A 24,935-nucleotide genomic window follows, 5' to 3' on the forward strand; every position below is an offset into this window, starting at 1 on the left:
GTTTAATATTTCACAATGATAATGTGGATGCTTTCACAAAGATGAAAGTGCAGAGCATTTATTATGTACTTGTAAGACATCAAACATATTTAAAAGGAGGTACAACAAATGAAACATCCGATACATGTTACTTCAGAAATTGGGGAATTACAAACGGTTTTATTAAAACGACCGGGTAAAGAAGTGGAAAACTTGACGCCAGATTATTTGCAGCAATTATTATTTGACGATATTCCATACTTGCCAATTATTCAAAAAGAGCATGATTATTTTGCACAAACGTTGCGCAATCGAGGTGTTGAAGTTCTTTATTTAGAAAAACTAGCCGCTGAGGCGTTAGTAGATAAAAAACTTCGAGAAGAATTTGTTGATCGTATTTTAAAAGAAGGACAGGCCGACGTAAATGTTGCACATCAAACTTTAAAAGAATATTTACTTTCCTTTTCAAATGAAAAATTAATTCAAAAAATTATGGGCGGTGTACGGAAAAACGAAATTGAAACAAGTAAGAAGACACATTTATATGAATTAATGGAAGATCACTATCCGTTTTACTTAGATCCAATGCCTAATTTATATTTTACTCGTGATCCAGCAGCTAGCGTGGGCGATGGTTTAACGATAAATAAGATGAGAGAACCAGCGCGTAGACGTGAATCATTATTCATGGAGTACATCATTAAATATCATCCAAGATTTGCAAAACATAATGTACCAATCTGGTTAGATCGTGATTATAAATTTCCAATTGAAGGTGGCGACGAGCTAATTTTAAATGAAGAAACAATTGCGATTGGAGTATCTGCTCGTACTTCAGCTAAAGCAATTGAACGTTTAGCTAAAAATCTCTTTAGCCGACAAAATAAAATTAAGAAAGTGTTAGCAATAGAAATTCCAAAATGTCGAGCATTTATGCATTTAGATACAGTATTTACAATGGTTGATTATGACAAGTTTACAATTCACCCAGCCATTCAAGGGCCAAAAGGGAATATGAATATTTATATTTTAGAAAAAGGAACAGATGAGGAAACTCTTAAAATTACACATCGTACTTCTTTAATGGAAGCGTTAAAAGAGGTATTAGGCTTAAGGGAATTAGTTCTTATTCCATGTGGAGGGGGAGATGTAATTGCTTCTGCTCGTGAACAATGGAATGATGGCTCGAACACATTAGCAATAGCGCCAGGTGTAGTTGTTACATATGATCGCAACTATGTATCCAATACGTTATTACGGGAACACGGTATAGAAGTGATTGAGGTACTAAGTTCGGAATTATCTCGTGGTCGTGGGGGTCCACGTTGCATGAGTATGCCAATTGTTCGTAAAGATATTTAGTATAAATAACGGAGAAAGTAGGGATGAAGTATGTTAATGACTAGACCAAATTTAAAAGGAAGAAGCTTTTTAGCAGAAAAAGATTTTACACAAGAAGAATTGTTATATTTTCTAGATTTGGCAGCAGAATTAAAAGAGAAAAAGAAAAATGGTATTCCGCATCATTATTTAGAAGGTAAGAATGTAGCGCTCTTATTTGAAAAAACCTCTACTCGTACGCGTTGTGCATTTACAGTAGCATGTACAGATTTAGGAGCGAATCCTGAATATTTAGGGAAAGGTGATATTCAGCTTGGGAAAAAAGAATCTGTAGAGGATACAGCAAAAGTGTTAGGGCGTATGTTTGACGGAATTGAGTTTCGTGGATTTAATCATGAAACTGTAGAATCTTTAGCACAAAATTCTGGTGTGCCGGTTTGGAATGGATTAACAGATATGTGGCATCCAACACAAACACTAGCAGATTTATTAACAATTAGAGAACATGTAGGGAAATTGAAAAATGTGAGGCTTGTTTATGTTGGAGATGGACGAAATAATGTTGCTAATAGCTTACTAGTTGGTGGAGCAATCGTTGGAATGGATGTACGTATTTGTACACCGGAATCTTTATGGCCTGCACAAGAAGTAATAGATTTAGCAAAAAAATATAATGAACAGGTAATGATAACAAGTAATGTGGAAGAAGCTGTTGCGAATGCAGATGTAATTTATACAGATGTATGGGTGTCTATGGGGGAAGAAGAAAAATTTGCTGAACGTGTCGAGTTATTGAAACCTTATCAAGTAAATATGAAAATGATTAAAGAAACAGGGAATGAAAACGTGATTTTCTTACATTGTTTACCTGCATTTCATGATGTTGAAACGATGTATGGCGAAGAAGTTTATGAGAAATATGGGTTGAAAGAAATGGAGGTAACTGACGAAGTATTCCGCAGTAAACATTCAAAAGTATTTGATCAAGCTGAAAATAGAATGCATACAATTAAAGCAGTTATGGCAGCTACTTTAGGAAACATGGAGTAAAGAAGAAAGGGAGTCTTCCTTTCTTCTTTCTCCTCCTTTAGACACTATCATTCACTATTGCTTTTGTATTGTTATTGCAATTAAAGAGGGGTGAGTGGAATGGGTGAAGATAAGAAACTAGGGTTGTTTACATTAACGGCTCTTGTAGTTGGGTCTATGATTGGCGGTGGAGCCTTTAATTTAGCGAGTGATATGGCAAAAGGTGCTGGTGCTGGAGCCATTATTATTGGCTGGGTTATAACAGGAATTGGGATGATTGCACTTGGATTATCTTTTCAAAATCTAACTGTAAAACGGCCAGATTTAGATGGTGGTATTTTTAGCTATGCAAAAGCAGGGTTTGGTAATTTTATGGGATTTAATAGTGCATGGGGATACTGGCTATCTGCTTGGCTTGGGAATGTAGCTTACGGCACATTATTGTTTTCTTCATTAGGATATTTCTTCCCGATCTTTGAAGGTGGGCAAAATGTAGCGTCCATTATTGGTGCAAGCGTATTATTATGGTGTGTTCACATGTTAATTTTACGTGGAATTCAATCAGCAGCACTTGTGAATTTAGTAACTACAATCGCAAAATTAGTACCTGTATTTGTATTTATTGTCATAGGAATCTTCGCGTTTCATATTGATACGTTCTTAGATGGATTTTGGGGGCAAACTGGTTCTTTTTCATGGGGAGCAGTTGGCAGCCAAGTTAAAAGTACAATGCTTGTAACTTTATGGGTATTTATTGGGGTAGAAGGTGCTGTTGTTTTATCCAGTCGAGCAAAAAATAGAAGTGATGTAGGGAAAGCAACGGTTATTGGCTTAATTGGTACACTCATCATTTACATTTTAATCACATTATTGTCTCTTGGACTTATGCAGCAAGCGGATATTGCTGGTTTGAAAAATCCGGCTATGGCTTATTTATTTGAAAGTGTTGTTGGAAAATGGGGTGCTATCTTTATTAATTTAGGCTTAGTCATCTCTGTATTAGGTGCTTGGTTAGGTTGGACTTTACTCGCTTCTGAAATTCCATATTTAGCGGCTAAAGATGGAGTATTTCCAAAATGGTTCGCAAAAGAAAATAAAAATAAGGCTCCAGTAAATTCATTATGGATAACAAATGGTTTAATTCAAATGTTCTTGTTAACATTCGTCGTTTCTGATCAGGCGTATAACTTTGCATTCTCTTTAGCATCTTCAGCTATTTTAATTCCATATGCTTTTTCAGCATTTTATCAACTGAAGCATAGCTTAAAGTCTGAGGAAGTAGATCGAAATAAAAATATAGTAATTGGCTTGATAGCAAGTATTTATGGCGTTTGGTTAGTTTATGCAGCTGGTTTAGAGTATTTATTATTAACAATGACTTTATATGCGCCAGGTATTTTTATTTTTTACAATGTTCAAAAGCAAAAGAGTTCGAAGCAAATATTTACTCGAGTGGAATTAGCATCATCCGTAGCAATTGGTGGTTTAGCATTCTTTGCGATTTATGGGTTAATTACAGGCAGCATTACTTTATAAAGCGCTGTGAAAACGAAATGAACTGGAGGGCTGAAATATGGCACGAAGAAAAATTGTAGTTGCACTAGGGGGAAATGCGATACAGTCTGGAAAAGCTACTGCAGGAGCGCAGCAAGAAGCGTTGGAAAAAACGGCGGAACAACTTGTGAAAATAATGGAAAATGATGTAGATATAGTAATTGCGCATGGAAATGGCCCACAAGTCGGGAATATTTTATTGCAGCAAAAAGCTGCAGAAACGGAAAAGACACCTGCAATGCCATTAGATACTTGTGGGGCAATGAGCCAAGGGATGATTGGATATTGGATGGAAAATGCGATTGAAAAGGCATTGAAAAAACGGAATATAAAAAAAGATGTAGCAACGGTTATAACACGCGTTGTTGTGGATAAAAAAGATGAGGCATTTAAAAATCCAACTAAACCAATTGGTCCTTTTTATACAGAAGAAGAGGCAAGAAGATTAATGGACGAAACAAAAGCAGTGTTTAAAGAAGATGCGGGTAGAGGGTGGAGACGTGTTGTTCCATCACCGAAGCCTGTAAGTATTCATGAACATAAAGTGATTAATTCTTTGGTTGAAGATGGAAATATAGTGATAGCTGTTGGCGGTGGTGGAATTCCAGTAATTGATTCTGAAGAAGGGTTAAAAGGAACTGAAGCGGTTATCGATAAAGATTTCGCTGCGCAGAAATTAGCAGAATTAGTAGATGCCGATACGCTCGTTATTTTAACTGCAGTTGATCATGTGTATGTAAATTATAATCAACCGAATCAAAAAAATTTAGAGCATGTCACAGTGAATCAATTGGAAGAATATATTGAAGAACAACAATTTGCTGCGGGAAGCATGCTTCCAAAAATTGAAGCTGCTATTAATTTTGTTAATACAAATCCAAAAAGAAAAACAATTATTACGTCTTTAGAAAAAGTATATGAAGCACTAGAAGAAAAAGCCGGTACTATTATTTCAAAACAGAATGTATGCATGTATGTTTAAATTATTATGTACGCTACTTATTAGTGAAAAAAGAATGAAGTTAGTAACTTCATTCTTTTTATTTATTCATATTTTTTGTACTCATTGTTCATAAAGTTTTCATGATGAAATCTGAATATATAAGTTAGTTATGATAAAATTCAAATTGAATACGCTTTCTTGATTTTTCGCTCCAACATACAGCAAGAGAGAGGGAATTTTATGAATAGACGGAACGTAGTTAAGGACTTAAAGCAGTTCGAATTATTTGCTCATTTAACAGAAAAAAAATTGAAAGGCCTAACAGAGTTTGTTTATTGGCGAACTTATAAAAAAGGTCAATTTTTATTTTTAGAAGGGGATTCAAGGGAAAGAATTTACTTCATGTTAGATGGTTTTGTAAAGTTAGAGCGGGTTAATCAAAATGGGAACTTATTATACGATGACTATGTAAAGCGGTATTCTATTTTTCCTTATGGTGGTATGTTTACAGACAGAGGATATAACTATACAGCAGAAGCAATGACGGATGTGGAGGTATATTATATTCCAACGGTAATCTTTGAAGATATGGTAAAATCCAGCAGAACGCAATTGATGTACGTTGTTCAGCAATTATCATCTATATTAAAATTGAACGAAAATCGAGTGCAAAATATTACAATTCCTAATGCACAAGATCGTGTTATCCAAACGTTAAATTATTTAATGCAGGATTTAGGAGAACAGAGTGGTGAAAAGATTGTAATTTCATGTCCACTTACAACAATTGAAATATCCAAAATATCTGGAACATCTCGAGAGACAGTTAGCAGCGTATTAAAACAATTAAAAAATGATAGCATTGTTACAATTTTAGATAAAAAAATTACAATACATGATCCAACATATTTTGAAGAAATCTCTATGTGAAAATTGTATATTGATTTTTAATTCATACGGTATATTAATAAGGTTCTTTATATATTTATAAAGAACTTTTTTACGTTATCCGCTATAAAAAGATTGTATAGTGTGGTAATAATAGCTAAAATCGATAATAAAAAACAAAGTGAAGGGGAGAAGGAATGATTCGCATTGAGTATGATCGATTAGTAGCTATTTTTTACAGTATAGGGGTTTTATTATTATTAAAAATTCCAAATGATAATGAATTAATAGGGGAAAAGCTATTTAATCTCTATAAGGTTCCGATACATACGGATATTTATATGAATTACAAAGTTTCAAATATATTGATTGTTTCTTTCGTACTACATGTAATTGCATTTATATTATTTTTAAAATGGCTAGGAAAAAAGGAGTCTAGTACATTTAGAAAAATGAATAAGATAAAAGTAGTAGGTATTAGTATTTTGATTTTAATGATGCCGTTTATTTTAAATAACATCCTCCAGACATTGAATAAAACATGGTACTACGCAGGAAAAACAGGCGTAGAAGCAATAGAATATAAAAAAGATGATAGCCAGTGTATAATGGAGAAAAATGGAGAGGATATCGAACGAAAGTGCATCGTTACTTTAAAAAATTATCGTAATCATTCACAAGCATTAAAAGTTGTTTTATATGATAATGCAAACGAGAATTCAACAAGTTATCCAGTACCGAAACCAGTCTATTTACAAAAACACGAGACAAAGCAATTCGAATTTCAAGTTCCTGTTTCTTATAATAGCGGTATTGAAAAAGATAAAGTTCCAAATATTAAATTACATTCATTGCATGAAAATGATACGAAATACAATTAATCTGTAAGTAAAAGTTTATGAGTAGGAGCAAGAATTTGAAACGATATAGAAAATCAACTTGAATCATCCAACATACTGCGAGGTAACGGTATATTGGATGATTTTTTATGTTATCCCTTCTTTCACGTATGAAAAGGAGGGATGCTTTGTTGAAAACGAAAAACATTGCAAGGATCATATATGGTTTTCACTTTACGCAATCTTTGAAAGTTAGGACCATAATAACTAGTTTGCCAATTTTTAATGTCGATATCGGGCCAATTGACATAGTCACCTAGTGTATAAGGATCTAAGCTTTCTCGTAAATCTTTAACCCAGTGTATATTGCGATTTTCTTCATCATCGCATTTCCAAGAGGTAATGTATTCTTGCGCAATAATTGCTTTACGATGGAAATAAGCTGTTTCAGTAGGGGGAATATTTTCAACAGCACCTACAAGCGATTGGTGCCAAATACTCGCATCTTTATTTGGAGCATGAGAAAGAAAATGTTGCATGATTTGAATTCCTTTAAGGGGAATCGGTTTATATACATAGGAACCGGAGCGCTTGAAGTTTTCAGGGATGTTACCACTATTAAAAAATTCAACAGCCTTTATATAAGGAACTTCATCTATAAAGAGAGAGGGGGTACCAGTTTCAAGAAGAGGAGATAATAAGGAATGGAGTTCAGAGGGAGAGCCAACAAATTCACCTTTTACTTCAATTTTATTTCGTTGCTTTGCGAATAATTCAATTGATGAAGTGAGACGTTTGTCTATATAAGGTGCCCAGTTTTGCCACGCTTGAAATGCAGCGATAAAATCTTTCCATTCCCATGTAATTGAGAAGATTGATACATTTTTTATAGGATGGACTCGAAAAGTTAAAGAAGTAACAATTCCGAAGTTTCCACCACCACCACCGCGGCACGCCCAAAACAAGTTATGGTTTTCATGTTCGTTTGCGCGAATGATTTTTGCTCCAAATTTACCACACGCTTGTACTATTTCAACTTCTACTAATTGATCACATGTTAATCCAAATAAGCGTGAAAGCATACCGATGCCACCACCAAGGGCTAATGCAACAATTCCAACGCTTGCACTTGTACCAGCCGGTATTGTCACACCAAAATTCCAAAGTTCTTTATAAACAGTGCCAAGATTTGCACCAGCTTCAATTGTTACTGTTAATTTATCTGTATTAACAGTAATACGATGCATTTCACTCACATCAATAATAAGTCCTCTATTTAAAAGAGAAAAATTTTCATAGCTATGACGTCCGCTTCTTAAGCGAAATGGTACATGACGTTCACGTGCCCATTTTAAGGCGTTACACACATCATTTTTATTTTGGCAAAAAACAATAATACAAGGGAGTTTTGGAATACTTAAATTTAAATTCATTCGGGCTACGTCATAGTCCGGGTCTGAAGGAACGACGATACGACCTGTTAATTTTGTTTGTTTCAATTTATCACTCCTTTCTAAAACAAGCAGTGCTTTTTATTAATATATGAAAAGTGTATGTAACGTGCGTGGACAAGAGCAGGTGAGGAATGAGATTTGCTTTTGTGAGAAATAAATAAAGCATAAGAATAAGGAATCTACATAGAGTTCAATGAAAACAGTTGCAAACTATTTATATTTTGTTATGATAGTGTTACGAAAACGTTTGCATAAAATTTCCGATGGGATGCAAAAGGAGAGAATGACTATGAACAAGACATGGTGGAAAGAAGCGGTTGCTTATCAAATTTACCCACGTAGCTTTATGGATTCAAATGGTGATGGTATTGGAGATTTACAAGGTATTATTGCAAAACTGGATTATTTAAAAGATTTAGGTATAGATGTAATTTGGATTTGTCCAATGTATAAGTCACCTAATGATGATAATGGTTATGATATTAGTGATTATCAAGATATCATGGATGAGTTTGGTACGATGGAAGACTTTGATGCTTTACTAGATGAAGTTCATAAGCGTGATATGAAGCTTATTATTGATTTAGTTATTAATCATACGAGTGATGAACATCCATGGTTTATTGAGTCGCGTTCATCTAAAGACAATCCGAAGCGTGATTGGTATATTTGGCATGATGGTAAAGATGGTTCGGAACCAAACAACTGGGAAAGTATTTTTAACGGTTCGGCATGGGAATATGATGAAGTAACAGGACAATATTATTTACACTTATTCTCGCGTAAACAACCAGATTTAAACTGGGAGAATAAAGAAGTTCGCGAAGTGTTATACGATACAGTTAATTGGTGGCTTGATAAAGGAATTGATGGTTTCCGCGTGGATGCGATTAGCCATATTAAAAAAGAAGATGGTTTCAAAGATATGCCAAATCCAAAAGAACTAAAGTATGTACCATCTTTTGATAAACATATGAATGTGGATGGTATTCAACCTTTATTAGAAGAGTTAAAAGAAAATACGTTTTCTAAGTACGATATTATGACTGTTGGTGAAGCGAATGGCGTTAAGATTGAAGATGCTGAGCTTTGGGTTGGAGAAGAGCAAGGCAAGTTCAATATGGTATTCCAATTTGAACATTTAAGTTTATGGGATGCAGAAAAGAAGAAAGATCTTGATGTTGTAGGGTTGAAAAAGGTATTAACGAAATGGCAAAAAGGGTTAGAAAATAAAGGATGGAATGCTTTATATATTGAGAATCACGATAAGCCACGTATCGTTTCAACTTGGGGAGATGATAAACAATATTGGCGTGAAAGTGCAACAGCTCTTGGAGCAATGTACTTCTTTATGCACGGTACACCGTTTATTTATCAAGGACAAGAAATTGGGATGACGAACGTTCAATTATTAAATATTGAAGATTATGATGATGTAGCAACTAAAAATTTATATCGAGAGAAAATTGCAGAGGGCGTATCACATCAAGATATGATGGAAATTATATGGGCTTCTTGCCGCGATAATTCACGTACACCTATGCAGTGGAACGATGAGATGAATGCTGGCTTTACAGCAGGTGCGCCTTGGTTTAGTATGAATCCAAACTACAAAGAAATTAATGTTGAAAAGCAAAAGAATGAAGAGAACTCTATTTTCAATTTCTATAAAAAAATGATTGCCTTGAAAAAAGAGCACGATGTACTGAATTACGGTACGTACGATTTACTTCTAGAAGACGATCCGCAAATTTATGCATATACTCGTACATTAAACGATGAAAAAATCGTTGTAATTAGCAATATCTCAAAAGAGGAAGCTGTGTATAATGAGGGTTCATTTGCACTAGAACGCAAACGTTTGCTTTTAAATAACTATAAAGTTGCGGAAAATGAACAAGTAACTTCAATCACGTTAAAGCCTTATGAAACAAGGGTTTATCGCATTTCATAATAAAAAAGGATGCTCTTAGAGCATCTTTTTTTATGAAAAAAAATAAATTTCTATTGCAAAGTGAAAACGCTTTTATTAAAATAGATTTATGAAAACGGTTGCGTAAAGATAAAAATAAAGTAACATAAGGAATCGTTTTCATAATAGGAACAGAAATTATAATTTAAATCATTATGTTGTTATAAATAAAGGGGAGGAAGAACAGATGAAAATTACGTCTTTTGATTTTTGGCAAAAGTTCGGAAAAGCATTATTAGTTGTTGTAGCTGTAATGCCAGCAGCTGGTTTAATGATTTCTATCGGTAAGTTAATTGGGATGTCTGCTGGGGATATTAACGCAGTTCATACAATCGCTCGCGTAATGGAAGACATAGGTTGGGCAATTATTACAAATCTACACATCTTATTTGCAGTAGCAATTGGGGGATCTTGGGCGAAGGATCGCGCAGGTGGTGCATTTGCAGCGCTATTAGCATTCGTCTTAACAAACAGAATTACAGGAGCTATATTTGGCGTAAACGCTGAAATGTTAGCGGATTCAAAAGCGACAGTTTCTTCAGTATTAGCAGGAGATTTAGTTGTAAAAGATTACTTTACTTCTGTACTTGGTGCACCAGCATTAAACATGGGAGTTTTCGTAGGGATTATCACAGGTTTCTTAGGAGCTACTCTATATAACAAATATTATAACTATAATAAACTGCCACAGGCATTAGCATTCTTTAACGGAAAACGATTCGTACCATTCGTTGTAATTGTTTGGTCTACAGTCACTGCAATTGTATTATCACTTTTATGGCCGTTCATCCAAAGTGGATTAAATGAATTCGGTCGCTGGATTGCAGCATCTAAAGATAGTGCACCAGTTGTTGCACCATTTGTATATGGAACGTTAGAGCGTTTACTATTACCATTCGGTTTACATCATATGTTAACGATTCCGATGAACTACACAGAGCTAGGCGGAACATATACGATGTTAACTGGTTCAAAAGTTGGACAAATTGTAGCAGGACAAGATCCTTTATGGCTTGCATGGATTACAGACTTAAATAATTTACTAGCAAATGGAGATACGAAAGCATATAACGATTTATTAAATAACGTTGTACCAGCTCGTTTCAAAGCTGGACAAGTTATTGGCTCAACAGCAGCGTTAATGGGTATTGCTTTCGCGATGTTCCGTAATGTTGATAAAGAAAAACGTGCAAAATATAAACCAATGTTCTTATCAGCTGCATTAGCAGTATTCTTAACAGGTGTAACAGAACCAATTGAATTCATGTTCATGTTTATTGCTCCAGTATTATATGTTGTATATGCAATTACAACAGGACTTGCATTCGCATTAGCAGATTTAATTAACTTACGTGTTCACGCATTTGGATTTATTGAATTAATTACTCGTACACCGATGATGGTTAATGCAGGACTAACAAGAGATTTAATCAATTTCGTTATCGTTTCATTAGTGTTCTTCGGTCTGAACTTTACATTATTCAATTTCTTAATTAAAAAATTCAATTTACCAACACCAGGACGTGCAGGTAACTATATTGATAATGAAGATGAGTCATCAGAAGGAACAGGAAATGTACAGGATGGTTCATTAGCAACAAAAGTTATTGATTTATTAGGTGGTAAAGAAAATATTGCTGACGTAGATGCTTGTATGACGCGTTTACGTGTAACAGTAAAAGATTTAGATGTTGTTGCACCAGAAGCACAGTGGAAACAAAATGGTGCTTTAGGACTTATCGTAAAAGATAAAGGTGTACAGGCAGTATATGGTCCGAAAGCTGACGTATTAAAGTCAGACATTCAAGATATGTTAGGTGCGTAATAAGATGAAATTGCTAACTTTAAACTGTCACTCTTGGCAAGAAGAGAATCAAATGGAAAAGATAAAATATCTTGCTAAAGTCATTCAAGAAGAAGAGTACGATGTCATCGCATTGCAAGAAGTAAGTCAGTCGATACAAGCTGAAAATGTATGCGGTAACAAGAAAGAAGATAATTTTGGACTTTTACTATTAGAAGAGTTAAAAGCGTTACATGTAAAAGATTACAATATTACTTGGGATTTCTCTCATATTGGTTATGATGTGTATGAAGAAGGATTAGCGATTATAACGAAGCATAATGTTGTAAAAGAAGATACGTTCTTTATTTCAGAAAATAAGGATACAACGTATTGGAAAACACGCAAAATTGTAAGTGCGACAATTGCTTATAATGATAAGAACATCACGTTTTACTCTTGCCACCTCGGTTGGTGGAATGATGAAGAAGAATCATTCAAAGATCAAGTTAATCGTTTGATGGGGCGTGTAGACAGTAATGAACTTTCCTTCTTAATGGGTGATTTTAATAATAACGCTCGTTTACAAGGTGAAGGCTATGAATATATGATGCAAAAAGGTTTGTATGACACATATGAACTAGCAATAGAGAAGGATGAAGGAACAACTGTCCAAGGTGAGATTGCTGGTTGGGATGAAAATAAACATAACTTACGAATCGATCTAATATTGTGTAACCAAAGTGAAAAAGTTCGTTCTTCAAAAGTCATTTTTAATGGTACGAACAGAAATGTAATTTCAGATCATTTCGGTGTAGAAGTACAAGTAGATATATAATAGAAGAAATCCTCACAGATGATGAAAAGCTGTGAGGATTTTTTTGAGGAATACAAGTATTTCCAAGAGAAAATACTTGTATTTTTTATGACATTTCCTATATATTTGTTATTATTGAATGTAAAACTAATTTGGTCATTTTGTATGCATACTTTTTTTACTTCGTTATATAATGAAGTAAGTGAAATATTTAATGGGAAAAATAGTGTATTTTCGTTTAATCCACGATGTAGAAAGTGATATAATTGCAAAATGTATGTATCATTTTCTAAAGAAGGAAAAATATATAATTAGGTGATAACTTCTATGAAACAAATTTGGCGTATTTATAAGACAGATTTACGGAATGTAGCTAAACATTGGGCTGCAATTGTTATTGTTTTAGGATTAATGATTTTACCATCGTTATATGCATGGTTTAACATTAAAGCTTCTTGGGATCCTTATGGAAATACGAAAGGAATCCAGATTGCAGTTTCTAACCAAGATGTTGGATCAAATTTAAGAGGGAAAGATATTAACATCGGGAAAGAAATTGTAGATTCACTTAAGAAGGACAAAAATTTTGGTTGGAAGTTTGTCGATGAAAAGCAAGCGATTTATGGGGTAGAGCGTGGAGATTATTCTGCAAGTATTACTATTCCAAAGGATTTCTCTGAAAAGATTGCAACAGTCTTGAATGAAAATCCACAGAAACCAGAAATTGATTATTACGTAAATGAAAAGGTCAATGCCATTGCGCCGAAGATTACAGCTAAAGGTGCATCGGGGCTGACAGAAGAGATTAGTAAAAACTTTGTTAAAACAGCAAACGGCGAGATTTTTGAAATCTTCAACGACCTTGGAATCGATTTAGAAACGAACTTGCCGAGTATCGAGAAAGTAAAAGACCTTGTATTTAAGTTAGAAGCGCAGTTCCCGGAAATGAATACATTGATGGATAAGGCGTTAGATGATGCGACTCGAGCAGAGGATGTTGTGAAAGTAGCACAAAAAGAGTTGCCGGTTGTAGAAAGTGTTATTAATGATGGGCAAGAAGCGTTAGGGAATTTAGATAAATTCTTTGCGAGAAATGATGAAACACTGAATCGTGCTCCGGAAACTATTAAAAATAATTTAACGGTAATGAAGCAGGGATTGGATGCTGCAGCGAAAATTACGGATTACTTAAAAAATCCGGCATTTGATTTTAATCTGACACTGCCAGATCCAGCACAATTACCAGAGTTACCTGTTGTAAATGTCCCACAAATACCAGAAATTCCAGCATTACCGCAAGTGAATGGTGAAGGATATAAAAATATTGCTAATAACATTAATCAAACTGTAAACAATGTTTTTAATTCTACTCGTGTTGGAACGGCATATGTAAAAAGTGTGATGGATGGGCTTCAAAATAAAGGTGTAGATCCAGCTGTAGCACAGAAAAATGTACAGGATGCTTCGAAGCTTCTCCAAGAGCGTATCGATAGTGTTTCATATTTGATTGATTTCTTTACAGCTTTTAAGGAAAAAGCTTCAACAGATTTCGGTAAACAGTTCTTTGGAAACAGAGTGGAAAGTTTAACGGTGCTTAAAAATTCTATGGTAGATGCTAACAATAGAGTTAAGCATGTAGGGGATTTAATTAGTTCCGGGCAAGAAGTTAAACAAGATGTGCGAGATGCTGTAAATCAAAAATTAGATGCAGTAAATAATTTAGTAAATCAAGCTGAAAAGGATTATAATGCAACATTTGTAGCTGATTTTGAAAAAGCAGTAAGCACAGCTGAACAATTGAAAACCAAGGCTGAAAATGTAAAAGAAGATGCTCAGCAACTAAGAGGAAATTTAAATCAAGATATAAACAAAGCTAATGAGGCATTAAACAACGGTAGAGAAAAATATGATAAGGCTGTAAATGATTACGGCAGGATAAAAACAGAGCTCGAAAAAGCAAGAGAAGACCTAAGTAATAAAGGTGTTAATGGATTAGATTCTACAAAAGTAGCCTTAAATGATTTAAATGGGCAGTTTAAAGCAAGTTGGAATTTAGTTAATGACATGATTCCAGTTCTGGAAAGTACAAATAAAGTTTTAGCTGATGTGAATAGTGATAAAAACCTTAATGGTACAATTGCTAAGTTAAATAAAGCAAAAGATGGTTTGCAAAAAGGAATGGATTTAACTGATAAAGGAATTGACGCTATTAATAAAGGTCAAAAACCAGCAGCAGATGTTATTGAGAGTATTAATGAAGTATCTAAAAATGTTTCAGCACAATTAGGCGATATTTTGGCTAAATATGATTCTGAAATTACTCCAAATTTCAATGCAGCTATTGCTCGTACAAAAGAGATGTCTAAAAATACATCTCAAATTTTAAAAGAGGCAGACAAAAAGCTTCCAGATGTTAAAAAATTACTAGAAGATTCATCAAAAGGTTTAGTAGACGGTAGAAAGAAATTAGCAGATATTAAAGCTGAAATGCCGGAAACTGAGAAAAAAATTAAAGACTTAGCAAATAAAATTCGTGATTTTGAATCAGAAGAGGATATAAAAGACATCATACGCTTATTGAAGAATGATGTTGAAAAGCAAAGTGATTACTTTGCAAATCCAGTAAATTTAAAAGAGAATAAATTATTTGCAATGCCGAACTACGGTTCAGCGATGTCACCATTCTACACAGTGCTTGCATTATGGGTAGGTGCACTACTAATGGTTTCGTTATTAACGGTAGAAGTACATGAAGAGGGCGCGAATTATAAGAGCCATGAAATATACTTTGGACGTTTATTAACATTCTTAACGATAGGCCTTTCGCAGGCGTTTATCGTATCGATGGGGGATATATTCTTACTCGGTACGTACGTAGTCGATAAATTCTGGTTTGTGTTATTTAGTTTATTTATTGGCGGAGTATTTGTTTGTATCGTGTACTCACTTGTTTCTATTTTCGGAAACGTTGGGAAATCGATGGCAATCATTTTACTTGTGCTTCAAGTGGCAGGATCGGGTGGTACGTTCCCAATTCAAATGACACCACCATTCTTCCAAGCGATTTATCCGTTCTTACCATTCACATATGCAATTAGTGCAATTCGTGAAACAGTAGGCGGAATGCTATGGGATATCGTAACGCGAGATTTACTTGTTTTAAGTGCTTTCGTAGTAGTTATGATTGTTGCTGCGTTATTACTGAAAACACCAATTAACAAATCGAGTGAAAAGTTTGTTGAGAACGCAAAAGGAAGTAAAATTATTCATTAATAAAAAAAGGTTCCTACCGATAGAGGTAGGAACCTTTTTGTTTAATCAAATTTTAATTTCTTTAATGCTTCTGCGAACGGGTTATTTAATGGTTCTTCTTCTTTATTCTGTTGTTTCATATATTTTTGAACGTCGCGCTTATCAGCCTTGCTTCCAGATTCTTTTTTACGTCTCTCCTGGAAGGTCGATAATTTCTCGCGATAGCCACATTTACATGCGAAAATTTGTCCGGCACCTTCACCACGTAATTCTAACTTCTTCTTACATTGTGGGCAACGAGCGTTTGTTGTACGAGATACATTTTTACGATGACCACATTCACGGTCTTGGCAAACGAGCATTTTTCCTTTTTTGCCGTTTACCTCCAGCATTGGTTTACCACAGTCTGGACAAGACTTCGTTGAAATGTTGTCATGTTTATATTTTTTATCACTTGATTTAATTTCAGAAACAATTTCTTTCGTATAGTTCTTCATTTCTGAAATGAATACTTCTTTTTTCAGTTTACCCTTCGCAATTGCTTCAAGCTTTTGTTCCCATTCACCAGTTAGTGTAGGTGATTTTAACTCTTCTGGAACTAAATCAAGTAACTGACGGCCTTTTGAAGTAATGTGAATATCTTTACCACGTTTTTCAAGTAAGAATGAATTGAATAGCTTGTCGATAATATCAGCTCGTGTCGCTACAGTACCTAATCCACCAGTTGATTTTAACGTGTCAGCAAGTTGTTTGTTTTGCGTATCCATATATTTTGTAGGATTTTCCATTGCTGAAAGTAAAGTCGCTTCGTTAAATCGTGCAGGTGCTTTTGTTTGACCTGATGTTTGCATAATTAACTTTACAGTTAATGTATCGCCTTTTTCAATGTGAGGTAGAAGTTGTTCTTTTACGTCATCAGTTATATCATCATCTTCAAAGCGATTTTCATATACTTCTTTCCAACCGGCATGTAGAATAGTTTTTCCACGTGCGATGAACGTTTCATTGCCAACTTTTGTGCGTAACGTTAGTTGTTCATATTCAAAGGCCGGGAATAAAACAGCTAAGAAACGTTTTACAACTAAATCATAAATTTTACGTTCTTTATCTGTGAAGGCCGAGAAGTTAACGTATCCTTCTGTCGGAATAATTGCGTGATGATCACTTACTTTACTATCATCAACAAATGACTTATTAGACTTGATAGGCTTTTGTAATACTTTATGTGCTAAAGGACGGTACTCTCCAACGCCACATGCTTTTAGACGTTCTGGAAGTGTTCCAACGATATCAGATGAAATATAGCGTGAATCTGTACGAGGGTACGTTAGCACTTTATGTTGCTCATACAATTTCTGCATAATGTTTAACGTTTCTTTCGCAGAGTAACCGAACTTTTTATTTGCATCACGTTGTAATTCAGTTAAATCGTAAAGACCAGGAGAGAATGACTTCTTCTGTTTTTTATCAATTTCCACAACAGTAGCATTATGTTTATCTAAACCTTTTACAATACCATCAATTTTTTCTTTATTAAAACTGCGGCTATTACCATTTGCATCTTGCCAAGTTAGTTTTAACTGATTCGTTGTTTGTGCTTCGATGCCGTAGTAAGTTTGAGCTTTGAAGTTCTTTATTTCATCTTCACGATTAGCGATCATAGCGACAGTAGGTGTTTGCACGCGGCCGCAATTCAGCTGGGCATTAAAGCGAGTAGTTAATGCTCGAGTCGCATTAAGGCCGATATACCAGTCAGCCTCTGAACGTGCAACTGCTGAAGCGTATAAATTGTCATATGCTTTACCTGGTTTTAAATTTGCAAAACCATCTTTAATTGCTTTATCAGTAACAGATGAAATCCATAAACGCTTAATAGGCTTCTGTATTTTAACTTTATCGATAATCCAACGTGCGACTAATTCGCCTTCACGTCCAGCATCTGTCGCTACAATAATTTCATTTACATCTTTTCTAAGTAGCTGACTTTTTACAGCATTAAATTGTTTCCCAGTTTGTTTAATAACTGTTAATTTCAAACGCTCAGGTAGCATCGGTAAATCTTCTAAATTCCACTTTTTATATTTCACATCATAGCTTTCTGGATCTGCTAATGTAACAAGGTGACCTAAAGCCCAAGTTACAATATATTTACTACCTTCAAGGTAGCCGTTTCCCTTTTTATCGCACTTCAGTACGCGAGCGATATCACGTGCAACAGAAGGCTTTTCAGCGATTATAACGCTTTTTGACATATTAAAAACATCCTTTCAAATTTCCATACGTTAACTATAGCATACATCTTCTTGAGATTCAGTTTCGCTCCATGTTTGATCGGTTTTTTGTGGAGTGAACAAAATCTGTTTGAAATCAAATGATAGCGACAGAACATAATATGCAATATGATGAGACTATGAAAAATAGATCCTTATTTATTATGCTTATTGTTTTATCAGTTTCTTCTATAATTAAATAGAAAAGTAAAGAACTTGTTATTTTAGTAGAATAAGAGTAGACTTTGAAGTAGATGAATACTAAACACATGGGAGTTTGTGGATGCAAACTGAGAGTATGACTAATCCGTCATTGACCATTTGAACCTGTTGGATAATGCCAGCGTAGGGAGAGTGTAAAAGCACATGTTCAGGCACTTTGCGTACGCGCAAAGTGCCTTTTTGTGTATCTCCCATCACAATAGTTAGGGGATGAGAAGGATGAATATGAAAGAAATTAGTAAAGTAGTGGATTTGGTGAGAGAATCTAATCCGCTCGTTCATAATATTACAAATGTTGTTGTAACAAACTTTACAGCTAACGGTTTGTTAGCGTTAGGGGCATCGCCTGTAATGGCGTATGCAAAAGAAGAAGTAGCAGAAATGGCTAGCATTGCTGGAGCGTTAGTATTAAATATGGGGACACTTCGTCCTGAAGAAGTAGAAGCGATGTTACTTGCGGGTAAATCAGCAAATGTGAACAATGTACCAGTACTGTTTGATCCAGTTGGTGCAGGAGCAACATCGTATCGAACAGAAGTTGCGAGACATATTCCGGCTGAAATTGATTTAGCGATTATTCGCGGAAATGCAGCTGAAATAGCAAACGTTATTAATGAGAGCTGGGAAATTAAAGGGGTAGACGCCGGTGCTGGAAATGGCAATGGCAATGTCGTAAGTATTGCAAGGCAGGCAGCGGATGAATTAAATACAGTAGCGGTGATTACTGGAAAAGAAGATGTTGTTACAGATGGAGAGCGAGCGATTCTTATTCGAAATGGTCACTCTATTTTAACGAAGGTTACGGGAACTGGTTGTTTACTAACTTCTGTAATAGGAGCATTTGTAGCAGTAGAAAAGGATTATGTAAAGGCAGCAGTAGCGGCATTAACGTTTTATGGTGTAGCTGCGGAACTGGCAGCTGCTAAGACAGTGGAAAAGGGACCTGGTAGTTTCCAAATTGAATTTTTAAATCAGTTAGCGAATACCACTTCGGTTGATATAGAGAAGTACGGGAAGATTGAGACTATACAGTAAGGAGGGGAAATAGATGCCGCGTATTACAAAGGCAGAAATGTCTAGGTTGTTATCAGTATATTTTATTATGGGAAGTAACAATTGTACGAAGGAGCCACTACAAGTATTGAGAGATGCACTTGAAGGCGGTATAACAATTTTTCAATTTCGTGAAAAAGGGGAAGGCGCTTTAACGGGAGAGAAACGCATTTGTTTCGCAAAAGAACTACAAGCAATTTGTAAGGAGTACGGTGTACCATTCATCGTAAATGATGATGTGGAACTAGCTCTCGAGTTAGATGCAGATGGCGTGCATGTTGGACAAGATGATGAGGGAATTACATCTGTTCGTGAAAAGATGGGGGATAAAATTATCGGTGTATCTACACATACAATTGAAGAAGCACGCTGGGCAATTGAAAACGGAGCTGATTATTTAGGAGTTGGCCCGATTTTTCCGACGAGTACGAAAAAAGATACGAAAGCAGTTCAAGGAACGAAAGGTTTAGCTCACTTTAGAGAACAAGGAATTACAATACCGATTGTTGGAATTGGTGGGATTACAATTGAAAATACAGCTTCGGTTATAGAAGCGGGTGCGGACGGTGTTTCAGTTATTTCAGCTATTAGTTTAGCGGAATCTGCGTATGAAAGTACGAAGAAGCTAGTAGAGGAAGTAAGTAAGAGTTTGTAGAAGAAGGCTATGTAGTATTAAAACGCTACATAGCTTTTTATTTTTTTCTGATATTGATATTTAGAAAAAGGGAGATGATTGTTTGAAACGTAAACAGTTTGTAGAGTTGCAAAATGAATTATTTCGTTTATTTGAACAAGGAGACTTTGATGTTATTTATAGATACATAGATAAAGCGAAAAGAGAGTTCCCTGAAAGGATGGATAAAACTAGTTTTTGGGAAGCGTGTGTACTTTCGATAGAAGGGAAGTATGAAGAAGCAATTGTTAGTTTAAATGAAGCTTTAGAAAAGGGGATTTGGTGGAATCCACATACACTTATGCAGGATGAAGATTTAAAGGGATTACGAGAGAAGACAGCTTTTAAAATGATAGTGAAAAAGTGTGAAGAAATCTTTAAGAAACAGCAGCTAACAGCTAACCCAAAGTTATTTACTTATGGAAATGAAAAAGCGAAGGCTGGACTATTTTCTTTACATTGGAGAGGATCAAATATAGATGATTTTGCACCATATTGGTGTGAAGAAGAAATACTACATGAGTATATATTAGGTTTTTCCCAATCCTCACAAATACATGGAATGAAGTCGTATAGCTGGGATAATCATGAAATAGCTATAAAAGACGTTATGAAAACTTTTAATGATTTTGTAAATAAATATAACTTGGAGGACATCATCATCGCGGGAGCTTCTCAAGGGGGAAATATAGCGATAGAGTTAGCGTTAAAGAATATTTTAGCGACTCAAAAATTCATTGCAGTTATACCTGCTATTCGAGACGTTAAGGAAATTGAAAGTATAGTTGTATCAAATGATATAACGAATGTAGAAGGATATATTGTTACGGGAGACAAAGATCTATTTTACGAAAACACACTTCAATTAATGTCGATGTTCGAGGAATATAATGTGAACTGTAAATTAATTGTGAGAGAAGGTTTGGGGCATATTTTCCCAGCGGACTTTACACAAATATTAAAGAACATAATGGAAGAATGGACGGTTAAAAATATTTAAACAAACGTTTGATTAAAAAAGCACAAACCCTTTAAAATTGTAGGTTTGTGCTTTTTCTTTAAAACATAATTGATATTAAGAGCATTCCAATTCCGATAGAAGTGAATGTTGCGATTAGGCCTGGAATCATAAAGCTATGATTTAAAACATATTTACCAATGCCTGTTGTACCAGTACGATCAAAGTTAATGGCAGCAACGATCGTTCCATAGTTTGGAATGAAGAAATATCCATTTACTGCAGGGAACATTGCGATTAGTAGTGCTGGTGGAATACCGAGTGATAATCCAAGAGGCATTAAAGCACGTACTGTTGCTGCTTGGCTATATAGTAAAATAGATAGAATGAATAATGCGATGGCAAATAGCCATGGTGCACTTGTTACTAGGTGCTGAATTGATCCTTGAATCATATTTAAGTTTCCGTTAAAGAAAGTATCTCCCATCCAAGCGATACCGAAAATAGCAACAACTGCTGTTGCCCCCGCTTTAAAGACGTTACCAGACACGATGCTTTCTACATTTGGTTTGCAGAAAATAATAATAAGAGCTGCGATAGTTAACATAACCATTTCAATTGTGTTTGGCATGGAAAGACGAACTAACTTCCCGTCAACCATCCATCCTGGACGAAGTGCTTCAAATGAACCGAGAAGTACGACAAGGAAAGTTCCTACTAAGAAAAGGATAACGGATAGTTTAGCGCCTTTTAAACCAACAAATTCTTTCTTCTCTTCAATTTTAGGAATCATTCCTTCTTTTAAACGTTTCAAGTATTCAGGGTCTTCATTTAATTCTTTCCCCATTTTGCTAGCAACAAATGCAGCTACCATACAAGCGATGAAGGTAGAAGGAATACTTACTTTTAAAATATCTAATAAAGTGATTTTATAGTCAGCTAGCATTGCTAAAAGTGCAACTGTCGCAGCTGATATAGGGCTAGCTGTAATTGCTTGTTGGGAAGCGATTACGGCAATTGACATTGGTCGTTCCGGTCTAATCCCAGATTCGCGAGAGACTTCTGCGATAACAGGAAGTACAGAATAAGCAACGTGACCAGTTCCTGCGCACAGTGTAAATAAATAAGTAACAATTGGAGCAAAGAATGTAATGCGCTTTGGATTTTTTCGCAATGCTTTCTCAGCCAGATGAACAAGGTAGTCCATTCCTCCAGCGGCTTGCAGTGCACCGGCAGCTGTAATTACTGCTAAAATCATAAGCATTACATCAATAGGAGGAGCTGTAGGTTGTAAGTGGAAGACGAAAACAAGTATTGCCATACCAACGCCACCCATTACTCCTAGCCCAACTCCGCCTAGGCGTGCGCCAATAAAAATGCAGAGTAGTAACGTAAGAAATTGTAGCCAAAACATGATAAACTACCTCCGAAATTCAATAGTTAAGATATATTTGAATAATTTAATTTGAACGAAAATTAAAACAAATACTCAAAATAATCCTTGTGTTATATACATTTTTTATTATATAACACAAGAAATGTAACATTCACGAACTTTGTTAAATTATTTTGAAAAAATAATGCATTGAAACTTTACATTTGCATCTCTAAATAGGTAGACATTTTAATTTTTATGTTGTAATCTTTGATAGAGAATAATTTAATTCTCATAGAACTCCCATATCGTTCAACTCGTTCAGCGAGAAAGGCAAACTGATGGAAACATTAGGACGCAAAACTACAGGAGCTAAGGCCGAAAGGTTATGCTAGCCAGTTACCGGACGGATAGGGTTGGTCTTGACCAATGCTCTTTTCATTGGTCTTTTTTTTGTTTATAAAAAAATGAGAACCGTTATCGTTTATTAATAAGGTGTATATTTTAATAGCGTTACTTTATAGTAAGTTAATTAAGAAAGGTGATGTTAATGAGAAAATATTGGCATAAGCTATCATTTCTTCAAAAAAATGTATTGTTAACTGTGTTAGTTATTTTGACGCTTGTCGGTACTATGGGAGCGTTAAGTTTTAACATGTTTCAAAATAGTATTATGTCTATGTTTGAAAGGCATTCTTTTGAAACAGGAGATACGGTATTACATAAATTAGACGCGGAAATATTGAGAGATGTTGCAAAAGACCCAACGGCAGAAAGAGAAAAGAGAGAGAAGTTAACAGAGAAATTAGATGAATCAACGGAAGAATTGAACAGTGTTGGACAAACGTATATTGTTGGAGCGAAAAAAAATGAAAAAGGTGAGCTACAAATCATTGATTTGTCTACAGGTTTAGCAAATGTTGTTGAAGTAAGGCCGGGAGAATATTATAAACAACCAGATCTTTGGATGAAAGCATATGATAAAGTAATGAGCACGAAAAAAGCAAACATGACAGAAGTATATGAAGACGTATTAGGAACATGGGTAACGATATTAGAACCGATTAAAGATAGGGAAGATAATATTGTTGCACTTGTTGCAGCTGATGTAGATGCCTCGATTGTTCCTAGTACAAAGGAAAAGTTCATTATACAAGGTTTAATGTTTATTTGTATTTCTGTTTTAATTGCAACTGTTATTCAATTCTTAATTGTGCGTAACGCACTTGCTCCATTGCGAGATTTACGTGAAGGATTACGCAAAGTCGGTGAAGGTGATTTAAGTATTAAATTAGAGGAAAGACCAGATGATATTGGTATTATTAATGCGTATTTTAATAATACCATCGAGAAGTTTAAAGGAATTATAGATAAAGTGAAGCAGACAGCAGAACAGGTTTCCTCATCTTCGCAAGAATTGTCAGTGAGTACGAAAGAGAATAGCATGGCAGTCCAAGGAATCGTAAGTTCTATAGTTGAGTTAAGAGCTGGCGTTCAATCACAAGAAACTTCAGTACCACAGTATTTAGGTATTGTATATGAAATGGAAGATAAGATGGAAGAGATAACTAATATTGCAAAACAAATGGCGAAAGAGTCTGAAGGTACGAAGCATCATTCAGTAAAAGGAAATGGTGTTATTGAACAGGCGATTAATCAAATGAACATAATACAAAATGCAGTACAAGATTTATCTTCTAGCATTCATTCTTTGGAAACAAGGTCAAAAGAAATTAGTGATATTGTAAATGTAATTACAGGTATTTCAAATCAAACGAATTCGTTAGCGTTACATGCTTCTATTGAAGCTTCACGTGCTGAGGCAACCGGAAAGGGATTTGCCGTTGTTGCTGATGAAGTGCGTAAATTAGCAGAGCAAACGGAAGCATCAGCAAAAGATATAGCGAAATTAATAGGGGAAACACAAGTTGAAACGGAAGAAGCTGTTGTTTCAATACAAAAAGCTTCAAAAGAAGTAGAATCCGGAATTAAACTTTTTCAAAGTAGTGGTGCTTTCTTTGAAAAAATTTCAAAATCAGCACAATCTGTTACAAATCAAGTTAGAGTTGTTTCTAGCAATTCAAGTGATATATTGCAAAATAGCCAAAATATTGTTCTTGTTGTAAATGAACTATCACTTATTGCAAATAAGTATGCAAATAGTAGTAATAATATTGAAGAAAGTATGAAAGAACAGGAAATGTCTGTACAAGATATTGCTGAATTAGCCAGTTCTTTAAGCTGGCTTTCACAGGAGTTACAAGAGTTAATAGGGGAATTCAAAAGTTAAATGAAATGATTATACGTGCTTTTGTTTGTTCAATAAAATAAATCATGCTACAATGAAAACGAATTAAGGACCGGGGAGCCAATTGGCTGAGAGGATGTAAACAAACATCGACCCTCCACCTGATCTGGATAATGCCAGCGTAGGGAGTTACTTAAAGTGATGTAGCATATGTTATTCTATAATAACTTGCATACAAGGCTTTCCTACGCAGTAGGAAAGCCTTTTCTTGTTTTAATATTTCAT

General features: G+C 35.0%; 17 protein-coding genes and 3 riboswitches. Of the genes, 14 read left to right on the forward strand and 3 right to left on the reverse strand.

Going from position 1 to position 24,935, the window contains the following annotated elements; translation table 11 throughout:
• Nucleotides 1-108 precede the first annotated feature (108 nt).
• From arcA to FS802_RS26235, 6 genes are all read left to right on the forward strand, one after another.
• Complete coding sequence (arcA, locus tag FS802_RS26210) at nt 109-1,341, forward strand: arginine deiminase (protein WP_098093676.1); 1,233 nt, start codon at nt 109-111, stop codon at nt 1,339-1,341.
• Between the two features lie 30 nt (nt 1,342-1,371).
• Complete coding sequence (gene argF, locus FS802_RS26215; protein ID WP_098653547.1) at nt 1,372-2,370, forward strand: ornithine carbamoyltransferase; 999 nt, start codon at nt 1,372-1,374, stop codon at nt 2,368-2,370.
• A 99-nt stretch (nt 2,371-2,469) separates the two neighbouring features.
• Nucleotides 2,470-3,885: an arginine-ornithine antiporter gene (arcD, locus tag FS802_RS26220; RefSeq protein ID WP_098653548.1), complete on the forward strand. Its 1,416-nt coding sequence runs from the start codon at nt 2,470-2,472 to the stop codon at nt 3,883-3,885.
• A 37-nt stretch (nt 3,886-3,922) separates the two neighbouring features.
• Nucleotides 3,923-4,885 carry a carbamate kinase gene (gene arcC, locus FS802_RS26225; protein WP_098653549.1) on the forward strand — a complete coding sequence of 321 codons (963 nt, stop codon included), beginning with the start codon at nt 3,923-3,925 and terminating at the stop codon, nt 4,883-4,885.
• 201 nt (nt 4,886-5,086) lie between these two features.
• The gene (locus FS802_RS26230) at nt 5,087-5,776 is read left to right on the forward strand and encodes a Crp/Fnr family transcriptional regulator (RefSeq protein WP_001081905.1); all 690 of its coding nucleotides are present in this window, start codon (nt 5,087-5,089) and stop codon (nt 5,774-5,776) included.
• Nucleotides 5,777-5,931: 155 nt separating this feature from the next.
• Nucleotides 5,932-6,615: an ABC transporter permease gene (locus FS802_RS26235; RefSeq protein ID WP_098653551.1), complete on the forward strand. Its 684-nt coding sequence runs from the start codon at nt 5,932-5,934 to the stop codon at nt 6,613-6,615.
• Between the two features lie 122 nt (nt 6,616-6,737).
• On the opposite strand, the gene FS802_RS26240 is transcribed toward FS802_RS26235, so the two are convergent.
• Nucleotides 6,738-8,072, reverse strand: a complete 1,335-nt coding sequence (locus FS802_RS26240; protein WP_144525585.1) for an FAD-binding oxidoreductase — start codon at nt 8,070-8,072, stop codon at nt 6,738-6,740.
• A gap of 244 nt (nt 8,073-8,316) precedes the next feature.
• On the opposite strand from FS802_RS26240, the gene FS802_RS26245 reads away from it, so the two are divergent.
• From FS802_RS26245 to FS802_RS26265, 4 genes are all read left to right on the forward strand, one after another.
• Nucleotides 8,317-9,981, forward strand: a complete 1,665-nt coding sequence (locus tag FS802_RS26245; protein WP_001044747.1) for a glycoside hydrolase family 13 protein — start codon at nt 8,317-8,319, stop codon at nt 9,979-9,981.
• A gap of 205 nt (nt 9,982-10,186) precedes the next feature.
• Nucleotides 10,187-11,824 carry a PTS transporter subunit IIBC gene (locus FS802_RS26250; protein WP_000705549.1) on the forward strand — a complete coding sequence of 546 codons (1,638 nt, stop codon included), beginning with the start codon at nt 10,187-10,189 and terminating at the stop codon, nt 11,822-11,824.
• 4 nt (nt 11,825-11,828) lie between these two features.
• Nucleotides 11,829-12,620 (forward strand): endonuclease/exonuclease/phosphatase family protein, encoded by a 792-nt coding sequence (locus tag FS802_RS26255; protein ID WP_075311954.1) that lies wholly within the window; start codon nt 11,829-11,831, stop codon nt 12,618-12,620.
• Between the two features lie 306 nt (nt 12,621-12,926).
• A complete protein-coding gene (locus FS802_RS26265) occupies nt 12,927-15,872 on the forward strand; it encodes a YhgE/Pip domain-containing protein (RefSeq protein ID WP_144525587.1) in 2,946 nt (981 codons plus the stop codon).
• Between the two features lie 41 nt (nt 15,873-15,913).
• Here FS802_RS26265 and topB read toward each other — a convergent pair whose 3' ends face one another.
• Entirely contained in the window at nt 15,914-18,103 is a 2,190-nt protein-coding gene (gene topB / locus FS802_RS26270; protein ID WP_000047265.1) for a DNA topoisomerase III, read from the reverse strand.
• A 277-nt stretch (nt 18,104-18,380) separates the two neighbouring features.
• A riboswitch (TPP riboswitch) is annotated at nt 18,381-18,490 on the forward strand.
• A 63-nt stretch (nt 18,491-18,553) separates the two neighbouring features.
• On the opposite strand from topB, the gene thiM reads away from it, so the two are divergent.
• From thiM to FS802_RS26290, 3 genes are all read left to right on the forward strand, one after another.
• Complete coding sequence (gene thiM / locus FS802_RS26280; protein ID WP_369008789.1) at nt 18,554-19,378, forward strand: hydroxyethylthiazole kinase; 825 nt, start codon at nt 18,554-18,556, stop codon at nt 19,376-19,378.
• Between the two features lie 13 nt (nt 19,379-19,391).
• Nucleotides 19,392-20,051 (forward strand): thiamine phosphate synthase, encoded by a 660-nt coding sequence (thiE, locus tag FS802_RS26285; RefSeq protein ID WP_098653555.1) that lies wholly within the window; start codon nt 19,392-19,394, stop codon nt 20,049-20,051.
• 82 nt (nt 20,052-20,133) lie between these two features.
• Entirely contained in the window at nt 20,134-21,069 is a 936-nt protein-coding gene (locus tag FS802_RS26290; RefSeq protein ID WP_098653556.1) for an alpha/beta hydrolase, read from the forward strand.
• Nucleotides 21,070-21,127: 58 nt separating this feature from the next.
• Here FS802_RS26290 and FS802_RS26295 read toward each other — a convergent pair whose 3' ends face one another.
• Nucleotides 21,128-22,441: an anaerobic C4-dicarboxylate transporter family protein gene (locus FS802_RS26295; RefSeq protein WP_000498713.1), complete on the reverse strand. Its 1,314-nt coding sequence runs from the start codon at nt 22,439-22,441 to the stop codon at nt 21,128-21,130.
• A gap of 283 nt (nt 22,442-22,724) precedes the next feature.
• Nucleotides 22,725-22,809, forward strand: a riboswitch (cyclic di-GMP riboswitch).
• Between the two features lie 143 nt (nt 22,810-22,952).
• On the opposite strand from FS802_RS26295, the gene FS802_RS26300 reads away from it, so the two are divergent.
• Nucleotides 22,953-24,692, forward strand: a complete 1,740-nt coding sequence (locus tag FS802_RS26300) for a methyl-accepting chemotaxis protein (protein ID WP_098653557.1) — start codon at nt 22,953-22,955, stop codon at nt 24,690-24,692.
• 61 nt (nt 24,693-24,753) lie between these two features.
• A riboswitch (TPP riboswitch) is annotated at nt 24,754-24,855 on the forward strand.
• Nucleotides 24,856-24,935 lie beyond the last annotated feature (80 nt).

Source organism: Bacillus sp. DE0042, from assembly GCF_007680225.1.
GTDB classification, from domain to species: domain Bacteria; phylum Bacillota; class Bacilli; order Bacillales; family Bacillaceae_G; genus Bacillus_A; species Bacillus_A wiedmannii.

Coding starts and splice junctions, on each gene's coding strand:
- arcA (WP_098093676.1), top strand. CDS start 109: ATGAAACATCCGATACATGTTACTTCAGAAATTGGGGAATTACAAACG.
- argF (WP_098653547.1), top strand. CDS start 1,372: ATGTTAATGACTAGACCAAATTTAAAAGGAAGAAGCTTTTTAGCAGAA.
- arcD (WP_098653548.1), top strand. CDS start 2,470: ATGGGTGAAGATAAGAAACTAGGGTTGTTTACATTAACGGCTCTTGTA.
- arcC (WP_098653549.1), top strand. CDS start 3,923: ATGGCACGAAGAAAAATTGTAGTTGCACTAGGGGGAAATGCGATACAG.
- FS802_RS26230 (WP_001081905.1), top strand. CDS start 5,087: ATGAATAGACGGAACGTAGTTAAGGACTTAAAGCAGTTCGAATTATTT.
- FS802_RS26235 (WP_098653551.1), top strand. CDS start 5,932: ATGATTCGCATTGAGTATGATCGATTAGTAGCTATTTTTTACAGTATA.
- FS802_RS26245 (WP_001044747.1), top strand. CDS start 8,317: ATGAACAAGACATGGTGGAAAGAAGCGGTTGCTTATCAAATTTACCCA.
- FS802_RS26250 (WP_000705549.1), top strand. CDS start 10,187: ATGAAAATTACGTCTTTTGATTTTTGGCAAAAGTTCGGAAAAGCATTA.
- FS802_RS26255 (WP_075311954.1), top strand. CDS start 11,829: ATGAAATTGCTAACTTTAAACTGTCACTCTTGGCAAGAAGAGAATCAA.
- FS802_RS26265 (WP_144525587.1), top strand. CDS start 12,927: ATGAAACAAATTTGGCGTATTTATAAGACAGATTTACGGAATGTAGCT.
- topB (WP_000047265.1), bottom strand. CDS start 18,103: ATGTCAAAAAGCGTTATAATCGCTGAAAAGCCTTCTGTTGCACGTGAT.
- thiM (WP_369008789.1), top strand. CDS start 18,554: ATGAGAAGGATGAATATGAAAGAAATTAGTAAAGTAGTGGATTTGGTG.
- thiE (WP_098653555.1), top strand. CDS start 19,392: ATGCCGCGTATTACAAAGGCAGAAATGTCTAGGTTGTTATCAGTATAT.
- FS802_RS26295 (WP_000498713.1), bottom strand. CDS start 22,441: ATGTTTTGGCTACAATTTCTTACGTTACTACTCTGCATTTTTATTGGC.
- FS802_RS26300 (WP_098653557.1), top strand. CDS start 22,953: ATGAGAAAATATTGGCATAAGCTATCATTTCTTCAAAAAAATGTATTG.